This is a genomic window from Clostridium gasigenes, assembly GCF_017348895.1.
GTDB classification, from domain to species: Bacteria; Bacillota; Clostridia; order Clostridiales; family Clostridiaceae; genus Clostridium; species Clostridium gasigenes.
Map to the genome: position 1 here is coordinate 3,952,639 of NZ_CP071376.1, position 15,588 is coordinate 3,968,226.

Consider the following 15,588-nt stretch of genomic DNA (forward strand, 5'->3'; position numbering starts at 1 on the left):
CAAATAATTTATTTGGATATTACTTGTCTAATCTGAAACTAAATTTAAAAATTGTTTTACTCTTGGGTTTGTAGTATTACATAATAATTGCTCAGGTGTCCCTTTATCAGCAATTATTCCATTATCCATAAATATTATATTGTCTCCAACTTCTCTTGCAAAACTCATGTTATGAGTAACAACCACCATTGTCATTCCTTCAAGAGATAGTTCCTTAATAACTTTAAAAACTTCGGCTGAAAGTTCTGGATCTAGTGCTGATGTTGGTTCATCAAATAACAAAACTAGTGGCTCTATGGCCATAGCCCTTGCTATTGCAACCCTTTGTTGTTGTCCCCCTGATAGTTCATGAGGATAGTTGCTACGTTTTTCTGAAAGTCCAACCTTCTCTAAAAGTACAAGTGCTTTATCACGAGCTACCTTCTTAGATTGCTTAAATACAGTAACAAGCCCCTCCATAATGTTTTCCTCAACAGTCATGTGCGGAAATAAATGAAAGCCTTGAAATACCATACCTGTATTTCTACGAAGTTTTAATATTTCTTTTTCAGTTGGTTTTTTATTTTCAGAAACAGTAAGTTCACTATCCCCAACGCTTACTGTTCCACTGTTAGGAATTTCTAATAAATTCATACACCTAAGAAGTGTGGTTTTTCCTGACCCTGAAGGGCCTATTATAATTGTTGTTTCACCTTTTGCAATTTCTAAATTTATATCTTTTAAAATTTCCTTATCTCCAAATTTTTTGTGTAAATTTTTTATATTAATCATAAATTTCCTCCAATTAACTAGCTACATATCTTTCAAGTTTTTTCTCTATCTTATTTTGAAATATAGAGAGTATAGTACAAAACATTAGATATATAAATGCCACTTCACAGTACATCACAAGTGGCTCATATGTTGCAGCAGTTATTCTTTGGGCAATCTGAAACATTTCAGTTAAAGTAATTGAAGCCGCAAGTGATGTATCTTTAACAAGACTTATAAATGAATTTGACAGTGGTGGTACAGACACCCTAGCTGCCTGTGGCAAAATTACTCGTATCAATGATTGAGTATTAGTCATACCAATTGAAGAGGCTGCCTCCCACTGTCCCTTAGGTATAGATAAAATCCCGGCTCTAATTACTTCCGAATTATAAGCTCCAACATTTAAAGTGAACCCTATAATTGCTGCAGTTAGTGGTCCCATTGTTATACCAGCCATTGGTAACCCGTAAAATATTATAAATAGCTGTACTAATAATGGAGTTCCTCTTATTATCCAAACATAAAAACTTGATATTGAAACCAATAATTTATATTTTGATATACGAGCAAGAGCTGTTCCCATAGCAACAATTGAACCAAGTATGAATGAACCTACCGCTACTGGAATTGTAAACTTAAGCCCTGCCATTAATAAAGGTAAAAAAGAATCTTTAATTATATTTAATATTCTTAGTGTTTGCTCATCAAAATTCATCTTCTCACCCTCTTATTTTGATACATCTGTACCAAACCATTTATCTGAAATTTTTAAATAAGTACCATCTTCTTTCATATCAGCAAATGCTTTATTAACTGCATCTACTAGTTCTTTATTTCCTTGATTAAACATAATTCCACTTGGTTGTGCATTACCTTCCTCATCAACAACTTTTATAGCAATATCTGGCTTTTGCTTTTTAAGGTCAAGATAAGATAGGCTATCATTAACTGTGGCATCTACTCTTTTAGAAACTAAAAGATCAATTGATTGATTAAAGCTATCAACTGGTTCAAGTATCGCACCATTAGTTTCTGCAATTTGAGCTAAGTTACTAGTTAATGATTGCGCCGATTTCTTTCCCTTTAAATCTTCAAAACTTTTGATAGTATTATCATCAGAATTTACTATAAGTACTGCTTTTGAAACTATATATGGATCTGAAAAATCATATTTTTCTTCTCTTTCCGGTTTGATTCCAACTTGATTCACTATCATATCAAATCTCTTTGCATCAAGTCCTGCTAAAAGACCATCCCACTTTGTTTCCACAAATTCTGGTTTTACTCCAAGACGATTAGATACTTCCTCTGCAATTTCAACATCAAAGCCAGTTAACTTTCCTGATTTGTCATGGAATGTATATGGTGCATAAGTCCCCTCAGTACCAATACGTAATTTACCTTCACTTTTTATTTTTGATAATAAATCATTTGATTCAGTGTTTTTACTACTACTTGTTCCACATCCTACAAGACCTACAGATGCTATTAATAAAGTACTGATTAATACAGCTAATTTCTTCATATTTATTCCTCCTAGTATTCATATACGTTTAGTATGTTATTGATTGTTATAATACCATAGCCCTTCTTTTATTGCAATATATATTTTCAATATTAATATGTAGCTTAATTTTAATAGAATGTAATAATTCTACTAGTGATACTATTGATAAAGATATTAATTTTGAGGAAAACGTGGCTAATGATACAAATGAAAATCAATGTAAAAATTCTACTGATGAGAACGTAGTAAAAGGGCAGATATTATCCACCCCTCTACTTAATTATATTTTAAAATGAAAATTTTTAGACAATAGCCATTCCACCATCAACAAGGATATGTTGAGAAGTTACGTAGCTAGATGCATCGGAAGAAAGGTAAAGTATTGTACCGTTAAGCTCACCCTTTTTCCCTGGTCTGCCTGCCGGAGACATTGTATTATAGGCATTCATAAATGCATCATGCTTAAATAATGTACCTGCTGTCATTTCAGATTCAAAAAGACCAGGTCCAATGGAGTTAACTGTAATGCCATTTTCCATATAGGTCGCTGCCATCCCCATAGTTAATCCTCTTACTGCCGCCTTAGAAGCATTATATGAATGACGAACAAGAGCTAATCCCTTATTTGCAACCACTGCATTTATGGATGCAATATTAACAATTTTTCCATAATTTCTTTCAGTCATATGAGGTATAACATATTTACACATTAAGAATATTCCTTTTACGTTAATATCCATAACCTTGTCCCAAGTTTCAACTGTCATAGTTTCCACTGATCCAACAGTTGCAACCCCAGCGTTATTAAGAAGGATATCAACTCTGCCAAAGTTATTAATAACCTCTTGCACAGCTAATTTTACACTCTCTTCATCAGCAACATCGCACTGCACTGCAATTGCTCTTCTGCCAGTAGCTTCAATTTCTTTTGCAAGTTCTTCAAGTTTATCTTTCCTTCTTGCAAGTAGTGCAACATCTGCCCCTTGCTCTGCATAAGCTCTTGCGGCATCTGCACCTAGTCCACTAGAAGCTCCAGTAATAATTGCAACTTTTCCGGTAAGATCAAATAAATTACTCATAAATATCATTCCTTTCTAGTAACTATTCAGCTACTAATATTAATTGTAAAATATATCTAATTGAATAACAATACCTTATCAGAAAATAATTTATATATTTTCTGATAAGGTATATCTTATTATTATACTTTTATGTTTCTTTATCTAATTAAATTAACTATCTTTTCTCCATCTTCCAATAATGAATTATAATTATTGGCATTCTCAATTTCTTTTATTTTTTCATCTATAATATAACTATTATCAACTGAAAAATATTTTTTTATTATTTCATATTGAGTTTTCCCATCTTTATCTTCGCTATCTTCTATATCTGATTTCCAATTAATATTTGTTTTATCCATAATCAATCCAAGGGATGCTCCAGTTTCATATCTCATTGGTCTTTCTAAATAAGTTGGTGATTCGGCTTGATCATTAGCTATAAATTTATAGGCGTCCATAAATGTAATATAATATGGTTCTTCTTTCTTAGGTATTACCCTCAAATTTCCACCTATTAATTTACTATATTTATACTCCATATAACGAGCAGTTCCTTCTATTGCTTCTGTTTTTGTTTCTCCTATTAGTTGTGGCCACTTTTTATATCTATACTCTCTTACAGTAACCCATTCTTTAAGAGATTCTTTTACTATATTAATATCATCACTTTCCATACATTTATCTAGAAGTGAAAATTCTAACCCCATTAATGCATAATTTTCTTTATTTGCTGGATAATTGGGTATATTTTCAGCATCATTTTTATCATATCTCCATTTTTTTTGTTTATATGTATGGAATGATTCGTGCAATAAAAACGAAGAAAAATCTAAATTTATTTTAGGGTTTTCCATCATTCCAGTATAATATTTAAAATAAAAAACATCTTCATTATCCACTTGCACAGTTCCAAAATTACCCAAAATGCACTTTAAGATTATATTTGTATTAAATTTACTTAATCTATATACATCTGGTAATTTTGATGTACTTCCCATATCTATTTTTTTTGAAAATAAATTATTTTGATTTTTTTTCATATTAATAGCATATGCATACTGGTTTATTACACCATTATCCTTATTAGTTCTAATTACAATTATTGGCTTTTCATTTAATCTATATGTATCATCCCATAATTCATTAGGATTCTCTTGGAAATTTTTGTACATCAATGATAACTCTTTAAACATCTTTTGATCTATTTGATTCAAAGAATCATATTTGATTTTATATGTTTTGTTTAATACTACATCCCCTAATATAATTAATAATAAAATCACACAAAAAATAGTTAATGTTTTAAAATATTTTTTCATTAATAAAATAACTCCTTATGCCTAAAATTTTAAAATTATTATATAGATATCTATTATCTATATCTGTGTTAGTTTTCCTATTGGAAATATAATATTAACCTTAGTTCCTTCGTTTATATTAGATTCAATATTGATTCCTAATCCTAATTTTTTACATAGTTTTTTACTTAAATAAAGTCCCATCCCTGTAGATTTAATAAATTTCCTACCATTTTCTCCAGTAAAACTTTTTTCAAAAACTCTCTCTATTTCTTTCTTCGATATACCTATCCCATTATCTTCTATAGTGAATATTATACAGTTCTCTTTTTCAATTGTATAAATTTTTATTTTTGGATCTTCATCTTTTGAGTATTTAATTGCATTACTTATTATTTGATTTACTATAAACTCAATCCATTTTATATCACTATTTACACTTTTATCAATGTTTTTAATTTCTAGTTTAATTTTCTTATTAATAAAATCAATAGAATTTCTTCTTAAAACATTATTTATTGCAGTATCTAACTTCAACTTACTTATAATATAATCCTTACTTACATTATTACTTCTAGAATAATATAGTACTTGCTCTACAAAGTCTTCTATTCTATTTAACTGGCTATTTATCTTTAAATTTATTGGTGTTTCGCAGTTTTCTAATATAAGTTTACTTGATGCTACTGGTGTTTTTATTTCATGAACCCAGGTTTCGATATATTCTCTATAATCGTTTTGAATATCTCTATAATATTTAACATTTTCATGCATATCCTTACTTATTTCATTTATTATATTATAAAAAATCTTACCTTCCATAAATTCTGGTTCCTTTATAATATCTGGCAACATATATTTTTTTTCTAAATTTTTTAAAATATCTATTACTTCATTATAATAAATTTTATTTCTTATGAATTCCATTACAATAGATGATAATAATGGCATAAACCAAATAAAAAACATAAAAAAAATTATAATTAATCGAACCTCTACTAATGCCATAATTGAAGCAATTATTATAAATAAAAATATATTTATAAATAAAAATATAAATCTATCTTTTAAAAATTGTACCAAACTCACCTTTTCACCTCTTTTTAAATCTTATTGAATTATATAACCTAAACCTCTTTTAGTATGTATAGTATCTTTCATTCCTATCTCTGTAAGCTTTTTTCTTAAACGAGCTATATTTACGGTAAGAGTGTTATCATCTACAAAAGAGTTATCATTCCATAAATAAGTCATAAGCGACTCTCTAGAAACTATATTTCCACTTTTCTTAATTAAATAATTCAATATTTTCATTTCATTTTTAGTTATATCTAACAATTTATCTTCTAATGATATTGTTGCATCCGAGAGGTTTAACCTTAAATTTTTATATGTAACAATTTCTTGAGCTGTTGTATTCCCATAAGTTCTTTTTATTATTGATTGTATACGTGCAAGCAATATTTGAGTATTATATGGTTTAGTTATAAAATCATCTGCCCCACTATTCATGCTTATAAGCTCATCAACCTGTGTATTTCTACTTGTTACAACTATTATAGGTATATAGCTTTCCTTTCTTATTTCTTTACATATATAAAAACCATCATAAATAGGCAAGTTAATATCTAATAATATTATATTAGGCTGTTTTTTCAATACATATTCAACTATATTTTCAAACTCTTCTGGTGCGTCTACCTCATATCCATATTTACTTAAAAAACACTTTAACTCTTGACGTATTATTTCATCATCTTCAATAATCATTAGTTTCATAAATTTATCACCTTCAATATTTTATTTAATTGCAAAAGTGTATAAAATCTAACACCTTTTCAATACTTATACCTCTTCTCTACTTATCTAAAGAACTGTTTACAATATTTTTATAGCCAACATAAGTTGCATAAAAATAAGCTATATACAACATTAAAAATATAAGTACGGTCATCATTGATGCAACCCCTATACCTGGTTTATTATATAATTCTATAAAATTATTAATAGCTTTTATTCCTACTATAGAATGAATTAATGCCAAAAATATTGGCAATGAGAAATATATTAATGTTTGATGGAATATACTTTTTTCTATACTTTTTTTACTAACTCCAATTTTTCTTAAAGCTTTATATCTCTCTATGCTATCACTAGCTTCAGATAATTGTTGAAGTGCAAGAACTGTCATACTTGATATTAAAAATATTATCCCAATATATATACCTACAAATAGCATTATATTAGTTAATCCAATAGTTGACGTACACATATCCTCTTTTGTTTCGCCAGTTATAAAATTTTCTATACCATTTCCAAATCTCCCAGCACTATATCCTTCAAATAAATTTTTATACTTTTCTTCACTTGTAATTTTATTGTTAATTCCATAATTCACATTAAAATTAGATTGTAAAACTTCTAATTCTTTTATGTCTTCATCATTTATTATTATTGTAAAGGGATTATCTTTTACTAAACTTGTACTAAATTGTACATTCACAGCTTTATCATTTTTTATTTTGTATTCTTTATTGTTAATAACTATTTTTTTATTTTTTTCCAAAAATTCATTTATAGGAATTTCAACATTTTTATAATTTGAAGTTATAATAATTTCATCTTTATTTAGTTCTAATTCTTCTTTATCTCTTAATTTTAATATATCATTATAATCTGACAATTTAATTATTTCCACTTTACTATTAGGTTCTTTTGATAAAAGTTTTATGTTTTTTTTACTTATATTATCACTTAACACCTCATAAATTCTAGTATTCCCTTCATATATATCATAAAAAACATATTCATCATCATTATCAAATTTAAAACCAACATTATTTAATGATTCCTCAATACTTTTTATCTTATCATCTGAACTAATATGCATAATACCACTTACATCAAAGGGTGTTGTTTCTTTAAGTCCAGATTGAAAAGCATCTTTAAAGCTTAATCCTATTGACAATACTTCTATAGTTACAAATAGCATTAAACATATTACTGACATTGATATAAAGTTTGTTTTTATTTTACTATTTAATTGTTTCACCGTAAATATATTTATATTTTTAAAATATATTTTTTTGTTTTTCTTAACTATATATAATCCAGCTCCACATAAACTAAAGAAAAATAGAACTGTACCTACTGTTCCTAAAATCAAAGATAAAGTAAATCTCTTATCTCTGATATTAAATCCTGATTGTAAAATGAAATTGTATGCAATAATAATACATAAGAAGCTTAATATAAAAGTTATTACATATACAAATGAACTTTTAAAATTCATTTTTTCATTTTTCTTATCTGATTTTAATAAATCTATTATTTTATATTTAGAAATAATAGATGTATTAAATATCATTGTAAGTAAGTTGATTATTCCAAAATATATTATAGTTTTACATATAGCAATAATTGAAATTACAAATCTATATTCACTCATTTTTATCTCAAATAATTTAGAAGTAAATATAGATAACCCTTGTGATTCAATAATTCCTAGTAAAAGACCTAACCCCAATGATATTACTCCTACTATAGAAATTTCCATAACTAATATTTTAGATATCTTATTTTTATTCATCCCCAATATCATGTATATACCTAATTCTTTTTTACGTTTCTTTATTAAAAAATTATTTGCATAAACAATCAATCCAACTAATATTATTGATACAAATACTGACACATATCCTATAACTTTATTTAAAATTTTTATAACCTCATTATTATTTCCCTGTAACTGCGTAAATGCTTTTTGTGATTCTATTGAATTAAAACTATAAAATATACTAACTGCTAATGTAAGTGTTAAAAAATAAATTGCATACTCTTTAAAACTTTTCTTTACATTTCCTAAAGCTATCTTAAAATACATTATTGTCGTCACCTCCAAGAAGCGTTACTACATCTATTATTTTATTAAAAAATTCTTTTCTTGTATCATCACCTCTTATAACTTCAGTAAATATTTTTCCATCTTTTATAAAAAGAATTCTATTAGCATAGCTTGCAGTAAACGCATCATGTGTAACCATAAGAATTGTTGCCTTTATATCATTATTTAAACTTTCAAATCTTTCAAGTAATAATCTAGCAGCCTTGGAATCTAATGCTCCTGTTGGTTCATCAGCAAGTATTAATGAAGGCTTTGTAACCAATGCTCTTGCAGATGCTACTCTTTGCTTTTGCCCCCCTGACATTTCATAAGGATATTTTTCTAAAGCATCCTCTATTTCTAAATACTTAGCTATTGATTCTACCTTTTCATTTATATTAGATATTTTTTCACCTTTTACAGTTAACGCTAATGCTATATTTTCATAGGCAGTTAATGTATCTAACAAATTAAAATCTTGAAATATAAATCCAAGTTCATTTCTTCTGAAATTCTCTAGATCTTTTTGATTGAACCTTGTAATATCGTTACCATTTATAATTATATTTCCAGTACTTACAGTATCTATTGTTGATATACAATTTAATAATGTAGTCTTTCCACTAGCTGAAGGGCCCATAATACCTACAAATTCTCCCTCATTAACTTTAAAACTAATATTATCAATTGCCTTTGTTATATTACCTTTGTTTCCATAATATTTTTCTACTTTATATAACTTTAATATGTTTTTCATGTTAATAGTCTCCCTTATATTTAAATTAATATACTTTTCTCATAAACATTCATTTTCTTTAACCATTGTTAATTATAAGCTAATTATACCTATTATCTAATTCTTATACCTTAGATTTATATTTCATTAACCTTACATTTTTGTCACACACTATTTCATTAACTATACCTGACTTATCCCTAATAATGATATAAAACCTTCATCAGAGTATTCTTTTCTCTTTAAAAATTTCTTACCTATTTCGCCTAACGCTATTATCTTCTTTTTCGACTTATCTAGTGCTTCATTTTCCTACATATAATTTAAAATCGTACTTTCTATTACTTGATTCAAACGCTAGTATAGGCTAAAACAACTCAATATTAAAAATAAGAAGTGAATATTCCTCTAAAAAGAATCTTCACTTCTTGTTTTTTCTATATAAACTTTATTTTAATCAACAACCCATCAGTTGCTTTTAGCAATTTAGTTCTATTAAAAACCAGGATTCTCCCATAGGTACTTCCAAGAGATTCTTCCACACTGCAATTGCTACTTACATAAATAAGTTCTTTTCATTTTCCAACAAATTTTCAACTGGATACTTATTATCTAGTAATATTACCACTACCTGCTACTACTGATGTTCATAGCTTGCAAGCAGAGGGTATCTACAATGCTCCATATAGGATTTTTGACCTAGATGATTTAATAAAATATTTTCCAAAATATCAATTAAAAGATTCATTTAAAAATTATATAAAAAAGAGTATATCTATTAATGATACTAATATCATTTAAATAGATATACTCTTTTTTTATTTCATCCCTGTGGTGTAGTTAATTGAATAAATGGTAAACATTACACCCCCTGGCTGAAATAAAATTCCCTGCCTTTATTCACATTGATAAACTAAATTATATTCCTCTTCTTTTATCTCATAAATCTTCTCTAAATCCTCTGATAGTATTTCATCAATATTTTCATTCATATAAAATCTGACTCCAATTCCACAACTTGAGGACAATTTTCTTGGTATTGGGGAAGTTTCAGTTTTTATATCCTTCCCTCTTAAAAATCTATTATACTTAATCGCTCCAGAATGAGTGAAAAATAAAGCTATATAATTCATTTAAATTAACCTCGCCTACTTTCTTATCTTAAGTAAAATATCCTCATCTTTTGATTCTATTGTTACCTTATAACCAACACCTTCACAATAACGTATTATATTCTGCTTAGCAGTATTACAATCAACTAATATGTCTATTCCTTTCTTGTCTTCTACTAATCCTTTTTTTGTTAACACTACAGGTTGCGGACAAGATAAACCCCTTCCATCAATTAATATCAACTTTTACATCCCCTTTCTTTTTGAAACTCAATTTTAAATCACTATTAATAATAGATATTCCTACTATTACTACAATTCCTATTATTACTGCAACTCTACCATTGAAAGTAGTTCCCTTTGCACTAGATGCTAATCCAAAGTTATGAACAAATGCAGCTCCAACAGCTAACCCTATAATAGTTATAACCGAATCTATATTTCCTTCTCCAGCTAATATTAACTGTCTTAACGGACAACCACCTAAAAGCACTGAAGCATAACCTACAAGTACCATTCCAAGAAAATTCCACATTCCATCTGTATGAGCAATTGCCTGTGCTTCAAATCCAAGTTTAAAAGATCCCAAAAACAAGTTTCCTATTAATACTGTTACTATTATAGCTACAAAACCTGATAATAAATACCAATCCTTAAATAGAACCACATCTCTTATTCCACCAACAGTACATAATCTAGTTCTTTGTGCTAAAGCTCCTACTATTAATCCCGCTGATAATGCTAACCATATAGGTGCATGTAAGCTTCCCGGACCTTCTTTGCTAAACAATATAAAAGCTGGTGCACATAAAAGTAATGATAATAATATAACGTTTACTATTGGAAACATAGTTCCCTCTAATTTAGTTAATTTGTAACTTCTCTTAAGGGTAAATCCATTGTTAAGAAAATATACTCCTACTAAAATACCAACTATGAACCCAACTAGTCCAACTACTGCATTTAAGTCTCCGCCTGCTATTCTAAGCATCATTCTTAGTGGGCATCCCAAAAACATTAACGCCCCTATCATTACAAAAAAACCTAGAATAAATCTGATAAATGGTGATGAACCACCTCGTACATTAAACTCTTTTTTAGTAATAGCTAATATAAATGCTCCTAAAACCATCCCTATTACTTCCGGTCTAATATATTGAACTACCTCTGCTCTATGCAGACCTAATGCTCCTGCTGTGTCTCTTATAAAACAAGCAACACAAATCCCCATATTCACTGGATTACCTAGCTTAACCAATGCTACCGCTAAAATTCCAATTATAATTCCCGCAAGAATTATACCTTTCTTGTTTTTCATTTTTACTCCCCCTTTATAAACAATTCCAAACATATTATAACATAATATACATTTTTTTATAATAAAATTCTTGTATATTTGTTTATTTTTAACTATATCTTTCTTTGTATAAAATTTATTGTATAATATTTATGGGTGATAATATGAAAAAAATTTATTTAGATAATGCAGCCACTAGTTTTCCAAAAGCTTTAGGTATGAGTGCCACTATAGCTAATTTTATTGATAATATTGGTACTAGCGTTAATAGAGGCGCTTACACTTGTGCCTACCAAGCAGAGGATATGGTTTTTGATACACGTAAACTAATAGGCGAATTATTCAATTTTTCAAATCCTGAAAATGTAGTATTTACAAAAAACATAACTGAAAGTCTTAACGTATTACTAAATGGATTACTTAAAAAAGGTGATCACGTACTTGTATCTTCTATGGAGCATAATGCTGTAATGAGACCTTTAAATGCTTTAAAAGAATCTAATATATCCTTCAGTAAAATACCTTGTAATAGGCAGGGTGAACTTATTATCAGTGAAATAGAGCCTTTAATTAAGCCTAACACTAAAGCTATAATTATGTTACATGCCTCAAATGTTTCAGGCACTATAATGCCCTTAAAACAAGTAGGACAACTATGTAAAAAACATAATTTATTTTTCATTGTAGATGCTGCTCAAAGTGCCGGGATTTTAGATATAGATATGTTGGATCTAAATGCTGATGCCATAGCCTTTACTGGTCATAAAGGACTACTTGGACCTCAAGGTATAGGTGGATTTATAATCTCTGATAATTTAAATGATAATATTAAGCCATTAATTTATGGTGGTACTGGGAGTTTATCTGATTTAGAAGTTCAACCCTCTTATATGCCTGATAAATTTGAAGCTGGTACATTAAATGTTCCTGCTATTTATGGTTTAAATCATTCTATTAAATATTTACTTAAAGAAGGAATAAACACAATATCTGAGAAAGAGTTATTTTTAACAGATTTATTTATAAATGATGTTCTTAATATAAATAATATTAATTTAGTAGGAAACCCCTCTATAGATAACAGAACCGCAGTAGTATCACTTTATACAGACTTCTATGATATGGGTGAAATAGGCTATTTACTAGATAGAGATTTCAATATAATGATTAGAATAGGATTACATTGTGCACCTTCTGCTCATAAAACTCTTAATACTTATCCGAGTGGAACTATGCGTTTTAGTTTTAGTCATTTTAATACTATTGATGATGTAAAATACACCATAAACTCTATTAATAAAATATTAAAAAGGTCTAATATCCGGGGGTGACACATGGATTTTAGAGAAGATAACTCCTGTTCAATACAGAAATTATCTTCTTAATACATCCTAGTTTTTTTAATGTCCCACTTAAATTTTTCAATATTTTACAATTAATCACCTAAATATATTTACATATATCTTTTTAAGTGTAATTTAATTAGTTTAAATATTTTCTACTCATTTCTATACTATAATGCTTCTATATTTAATCTTATTTCATTATAATTCTACTTAATATTATTATTCCGTATATAATATTACATTAAATATTTCATAGAAAATCAACTCAAACACACGAGGGTCTTACGCCTTATCTCAGTTTGCGAATGGAAAAATGCGTTGCTAAGTTTATGATTTTCAATAAAAGTTATATAAAATTAAAAATAGGGAGATGCTATTATAACACCTCCCTATTTTTTATACTTATTAATAATTTTATTTAAGACTAGTTTTTAATGAATTTATAGTTGTAGGTGATATTCCGCCACCAGCTTGTATGATAATTCTTGCTTTTTTTTGATTTAACACATTTCTTTGTACTGTTGTTAAATCATCACTACATAACACAACTGGCGCTCCATTTAAGGCTGCTATTGGTCCTGCAGTTAATGAATCTACTAATTCATATCCCTTTGAAGCATAAACCTTATCTAAAGTATTCCCATAAAACCGTTCTATAACCATTGCATTTGTTGCATATCTATCTGCTCCACCTAATCTATTTTGACTTATATCTTGTACTGTAATATCATTCATGCTATTTAAAATTTTATTTTCTAAAACACTAGTTCCGCCCACTATATAAGCATTATCAAGGGCTTCTCCACTTAACCAGTTGTATATATCTCCATTAAATGTATTTTTTCCTGTTAAAATAATTGGCATATTATCTCTTCCAGCTACGGATGCTATAGATAAAGCATCCGGCTCTCCATAACCATTGCTAACTACTACATTTTTAACATCATAAAGATTTGCATCTATATACTTAGCTATTTCTAATGAAGTTAAATATCTATCTAATCCGCCTAATCTTTTAATAGTTTTAATACCTAAACTACTTAGTTGATTTTCTACATCTTTAGATACTACAGCATCACCACCAACTATTATAGCATTTGTAGCTGATAATCTTTTTATTTCATTCCTACTTTGCGGTGGAATCTCTGAAGCTTGAGTTAATAATATCGGGGCTTTTAAATTAGTTGCTAATGGTGTTGCAGCTAATCCATCTGCTAAAGCCACTCCATTTACTATAATTACTGTATCCGCTTTATTATATTGACTTTGACTAAGCTTTGATGCAGTATCATATCTGTCACTTCCTATTAAGGAATCCACTGGGACCATTTGTAAATTAGTTATTTTAGTTCTTACACCCTCAACATTGTTTTTTATATCACTATAAGTGTAATATATACTTCCTTTAACATTAGAATATTGTCTATTAAGATTTACCTGACTTTCTATTTCTCTAGCTACCGTTGGTTTATATATGCCTTGTCCAATGTATAATTTTACATTAGTTCCATTAACCTCATTTGCCCACCAAGGTATTAGCTTAGCGTAATCTGCTGGGTTACTTCCTATTTCCCAGTATATTTGAGGTGCAACATAATCTATCCAATTGTTTTTTATCCAAGCTCTAGTATCTCCATATATATCAAAGTAACTTTGACCTGATCCATTTGTTTGAGATCCAGTTGAATCACTTGATTCATTTTTCCATACACCTCTTGGACTTATTCCAAATTCTACATTGCTTTTTATGCTTTTAATTCTGCCATGTACGGCTTGTACCATTTCATTTACGCTACGTCTTCTGAAATCACCTCTATCAAGGCCTTTTGAATATTGTGAATAAGCATTATCATCATTTATATTTTGTCCTGGATAAAAATAATCATCAAAATGTATTCCATCTACATTATAATTTCTTACTATTTCATCTACAGTATCAACAATATGTTGTCTAACCTCTGGTAATCCAGGGTTGTAATATAAACCTTTTCCATTACTAATAACTGTTTGCGGATTTTTTCTTGCAAAATGATTACTAGATAATACATTTGTATCTGTTCCACTTGTAGTTATTCTATAAGGGTTAAGCCATGCATGTACCTTTATTCCCCTATTATGTGCTTCCTCAACTATAAAGCTAAGTGGATCATATCCTGGATCCTTACCTTGTACCCCAGTTAATACCTTCGCCCAGGGATTTATGTTTGATTTATATAAAGCATCTCCCTCTGGTCTAACTTGTACAACTACAGTATTTAATCCAATTGCTTTTACATTATTTAAAATATCTATAAATTCTTGTTTTTGCAATTGAACATTATTTCTTGAACCAACACTAGGCCAATCTTTATTATATACAGTTGTTATCCAAACCCCCTGCATATCTTCATTTAACATAGCCTTTGCTTCTTTGCCCTGAATGCCTATTACTAAAATAATAGCCATACATAGTATTTTTGAAATAATCTTTTTCATATGTCCCCCTTATTTACTTTTATTATAAAATATTACAACTTGTATCATTGCGATTACATTTTACCCCTTTTTATTCCTTTTTTCAATAGAAAACCTAGGATCTAGACTATGTTTTTA

14 protein-coding genes are annotated in these 15,588 nt (G+C 28.3%); 1 reads left to right on the plus strand and 13 read right to left on the minus strand.

Features of this window, described 5'->3' with window-relative positions:
- Nucleotides 1-27 precede the first annotated feature (27 nt).
- The 12 genes from J1C67_RS18530 to yedE all read right to left on the minus strand — a co-directional run bounded on the left by J1C67_RS18530 (nucleotide 28) and on the right by yedE (nucleotide 11,671).
- Nucleotides 28-771, minus strand: coding sequence for an amino acid ABC transporter ATP-binding protein (locus tag J1C67_RS18530; protein ID WP_167865359.1), 744 nt, complete (start codon nucleotides 769-771; stop codon nucleotides 28-30).
- 13 nt (nucleotides 772-784) lie between these two features.
- On the minus strand, nucleotides 785-1,468 hold the full coding sequence (locus J1C67_RS18535) for an amino acid ABC transporter permease (RefSeq protein WP_167865358.1): 684 nt from the start codon (nucleotides 1,466-1,468) through the stop codon (nucleotides 785-787).
- A gap of 12 nt (nucleotides 1,469-1,480) precedes the next feature.
- Nucleotides 1,481-2,278, minus strand: coding sequence for an amino acid ABC transporter substrate-binding protein (locus J1C67_RS18540; RefSeq protein WP_167865357.1), 798 nt, complete (start codon nucleotides 2,276-2,278; stop codon nucleotides 1,481-1,483).
- Nucleotides 2,279-2,562: 284 nt separating this feature from the next.
- Nucleotides 2,563-3,339, minus strand: coding sequence for an SDR family NAD(P)-dependent oxidoreductase (locus J1C67_RS18545; RefSeq protein WP_167865356.1), 777 nt, complete (start codon nucleotides 3,337-3,339; stop codon nucleotides 2,563-2,565).
- 140 nt (nucleotides 3,340-3,479) lie between these two features.
- Nucleotides 3,480-4,643, minus strand: a complete 1,164-nt coding sequence (locus J1C67_RS18550; protein ID WP_167865355.1) for a hypothetical protein — start codon at nucleotides 4,641-4,643, stop codon at nucleotides 3,480-3,482.
- 57 nt (nucleotides 4,644-4,700) lie between these two features.
- Complete coding sequence (locus J1C67_RS18555) at nucleotides 4,701-5,711, minus strand: ATP-binding protein (protein WP_167865354.1); 1,011 nt, start codon at nucleotides 5,709-5,711, stop codon at nucleotides 4,701-4,703.
- A gap of 21 nt (nucleotides 5,712-5,732) precedes the next feature.
- Complete coding sequence (locus J1C67_RS18560; protein ID WP_167865353.1) at nucleotides 5,733-6,401, minus strand: response regulator transcription factor; 669 nt, start codon at nucleotides 6,399-6,401, stop codon at nucleotides 5,733-5,735.
- Nucleotides 6,402-6,480: 79 nt separating this feature from the next.
- Complete coding sequence (locus J1C67_RS18565; RefSeq protein ID WP_167865352.1) at nucleotides 6,481-8,505, minus strand: ABC transporter permease; 2,025 nt, start codon at nucleotides 8,503-8,505, stop codon at nucleotides 6,481-6,483.
- Entirely contained in the window at nucleotides 8,495-9,262 is a 768-nt protein-coding gene (locus tag J1C67_RS18570; RefSeq protein WP_167865351.1) for an ABC transporter ATP-binding protein, read from the minus strand. Before J1C67_RS18570 ends, J1C67_RS18565 begins: the two co-directional genes overlap by 11 nt.
- A gap of 875 nt (nucleotides 9,263-10,137) precedes the next feature.
- On the minus strand, nucleotides 10,138-10,374 hold the full coding sequence (locus tag J1C67_RS18575; RefSeq protein WP_167865350.1) for a putative Se/S carrier protein: 237 nt from the start codon (nucleotides 10,372-10,374) through the stop codon (nucleotides 10,138-10,140).
- A gap of 15 nt (nucleotides 10,375-10,389) precedes the next feature.
- On the minus strand, nucleotides 10,390-10,596 hold the full coding sequence (locus J1C67_RS18580) for a sulfurtransferase TusA family protein (RefSeq protein ID WP_089973494.1): 207 nt from the start codon (nucleotides 10,594-10,596) through the stop codon (nucleotides 10,390-10,392).
- On the minus strand, nucleotides 10,583-11,671 hold the full coding sequence (gene yedE / locus J1C67_RS18585; protein ID WP_167865349.1) for a YedE family putative selenium transporter: 1,089 nt from the start codon (nucleotides 11,669-11,671) through the stop codon (nucleotides 10,583-10,585). The genes J1C67_RS18580 and yedE overlap by 14 nt, the downstream gene beginning before the upstream one ends.
- 143 nt (nucleotides 11,672-11,814) lie before the next feature.
- Between yedE and J1C67_RS18590 the strand changes: the two genes are divergently transcribed.
- Complete coding sequence (locus J1C67_RS18590) at nucleotides 11,815-12,981, plus strand: aminotransferase class V-fold PLP-dependent enzyme (protein ID WP_167865348.1); 1,167 nt, start codon at nucleotides 11,815-11,817, stop codon at nucleotides 12,979-12,981.
- Nucleotides 12,982-13,410: 429 nt separating this feature from the next.
- Here the strand turns inward: J1C67_RS18590 and J1C67_RS18595 are convergent, their stop codons facing one another.
- Nucleotides 13,411-15,471 (minus strand): family 10 glycosylhydrolase, encoded by a 2,061-nt coding sequence (locus tag J1C67_RS18595; RefSeq protein WP_167865347.1) that lies wholly within the window; start codon nucleotides 15,469-15,471, stop codon nucleotides 13,411-13,413.
- Nucleotides 15,472-15,588: the final 117 nt, after the last annotated feature.

Bases quoted from the DNA above. Each gene is read 5' to 3' on its own strand.
- J1C67_RS18530 (WP_167865359.1), bottom strand. From the start codon at position 771: ATGATTAATATAAAAAATTTACACAAAAAATTTGGAGATAAGGAAATT.
- J1C67_RS18535 (WP_167865358.1), bottom strand. From the start codon at position 1,468: ATGAATTTTGATGAGCAAACACTAAGAATATTAAATATAATTAAAGAT.
- J1C67_RS18540 (WP_167865357.1), bottom strand. From the start codon at position 2,278: ATGAAGAAATTAGCTGTATTAATCAGTACTTTATTAATAGCATCTGTA.
- J1C67_RS18545 (WP_167865356.1), bottom strand. From the start codon at position 3,339: ATGAGTAATTTATTTGATCTTACCGGAAAAGTTGCAATTATTACTGGA.
- J1C67_RS18550 (WP_167865355.1), bottom strand. From the start codon at position 4,643: ATGAAAAAATATTTTAAAACATTAACTATTTTTTGTGTGATTTTATTA.
- J1C67_RS18560 (WP_167865353.1), bottom strand. From the start codon at position 6,401: ATGAAACTAATGATTATTGAAGATGATGAAATAATACGTCAAGAGTTA.
- J1C67_RS18565 (WP_167865352.1), bottom strand. From the start codon at position 8,505: ATGTATTTTAAGATAGCTTTAGGAAATGTAAAGAAAAGTTTTAAAGAG.
- J1C67_RS18570 (WP_167865351.1), bottom strand. From the start codon at position 9,262: ATGAAAAACATATTAAAGTTATATAAAGTAGAAAAATATTATGGAAAC.
- J1C67_RS18575 (WP_167865350.1), bottom strand. From the start codon at position 10,374: ATGAATTATATAGCTTTATTTTTCACTCATTCTGGAGCGATTAAGTAT.
- yedE (WP_167865349.1), bottom strand. From the start codon at position 11,671: ATGAAAAACAAGAAAGGTATAATTCTTGCGGGAATTATAATTGGAATT.
- J1C67_RS18590 (WP_167865348.1), top strand. From the start codon at position 11,815: ATGAAAAAAATTTATTTAGATAATGCAGCCACTAGTTTTCCAAAAGCT.
- J1C67_RS18595 (WP_167865347.1), bottom strand. From the start codon at position 15,471: ATGAAAAAGATTATTTCAAAAATACTATGTATGGCTATTATTTTAGTA.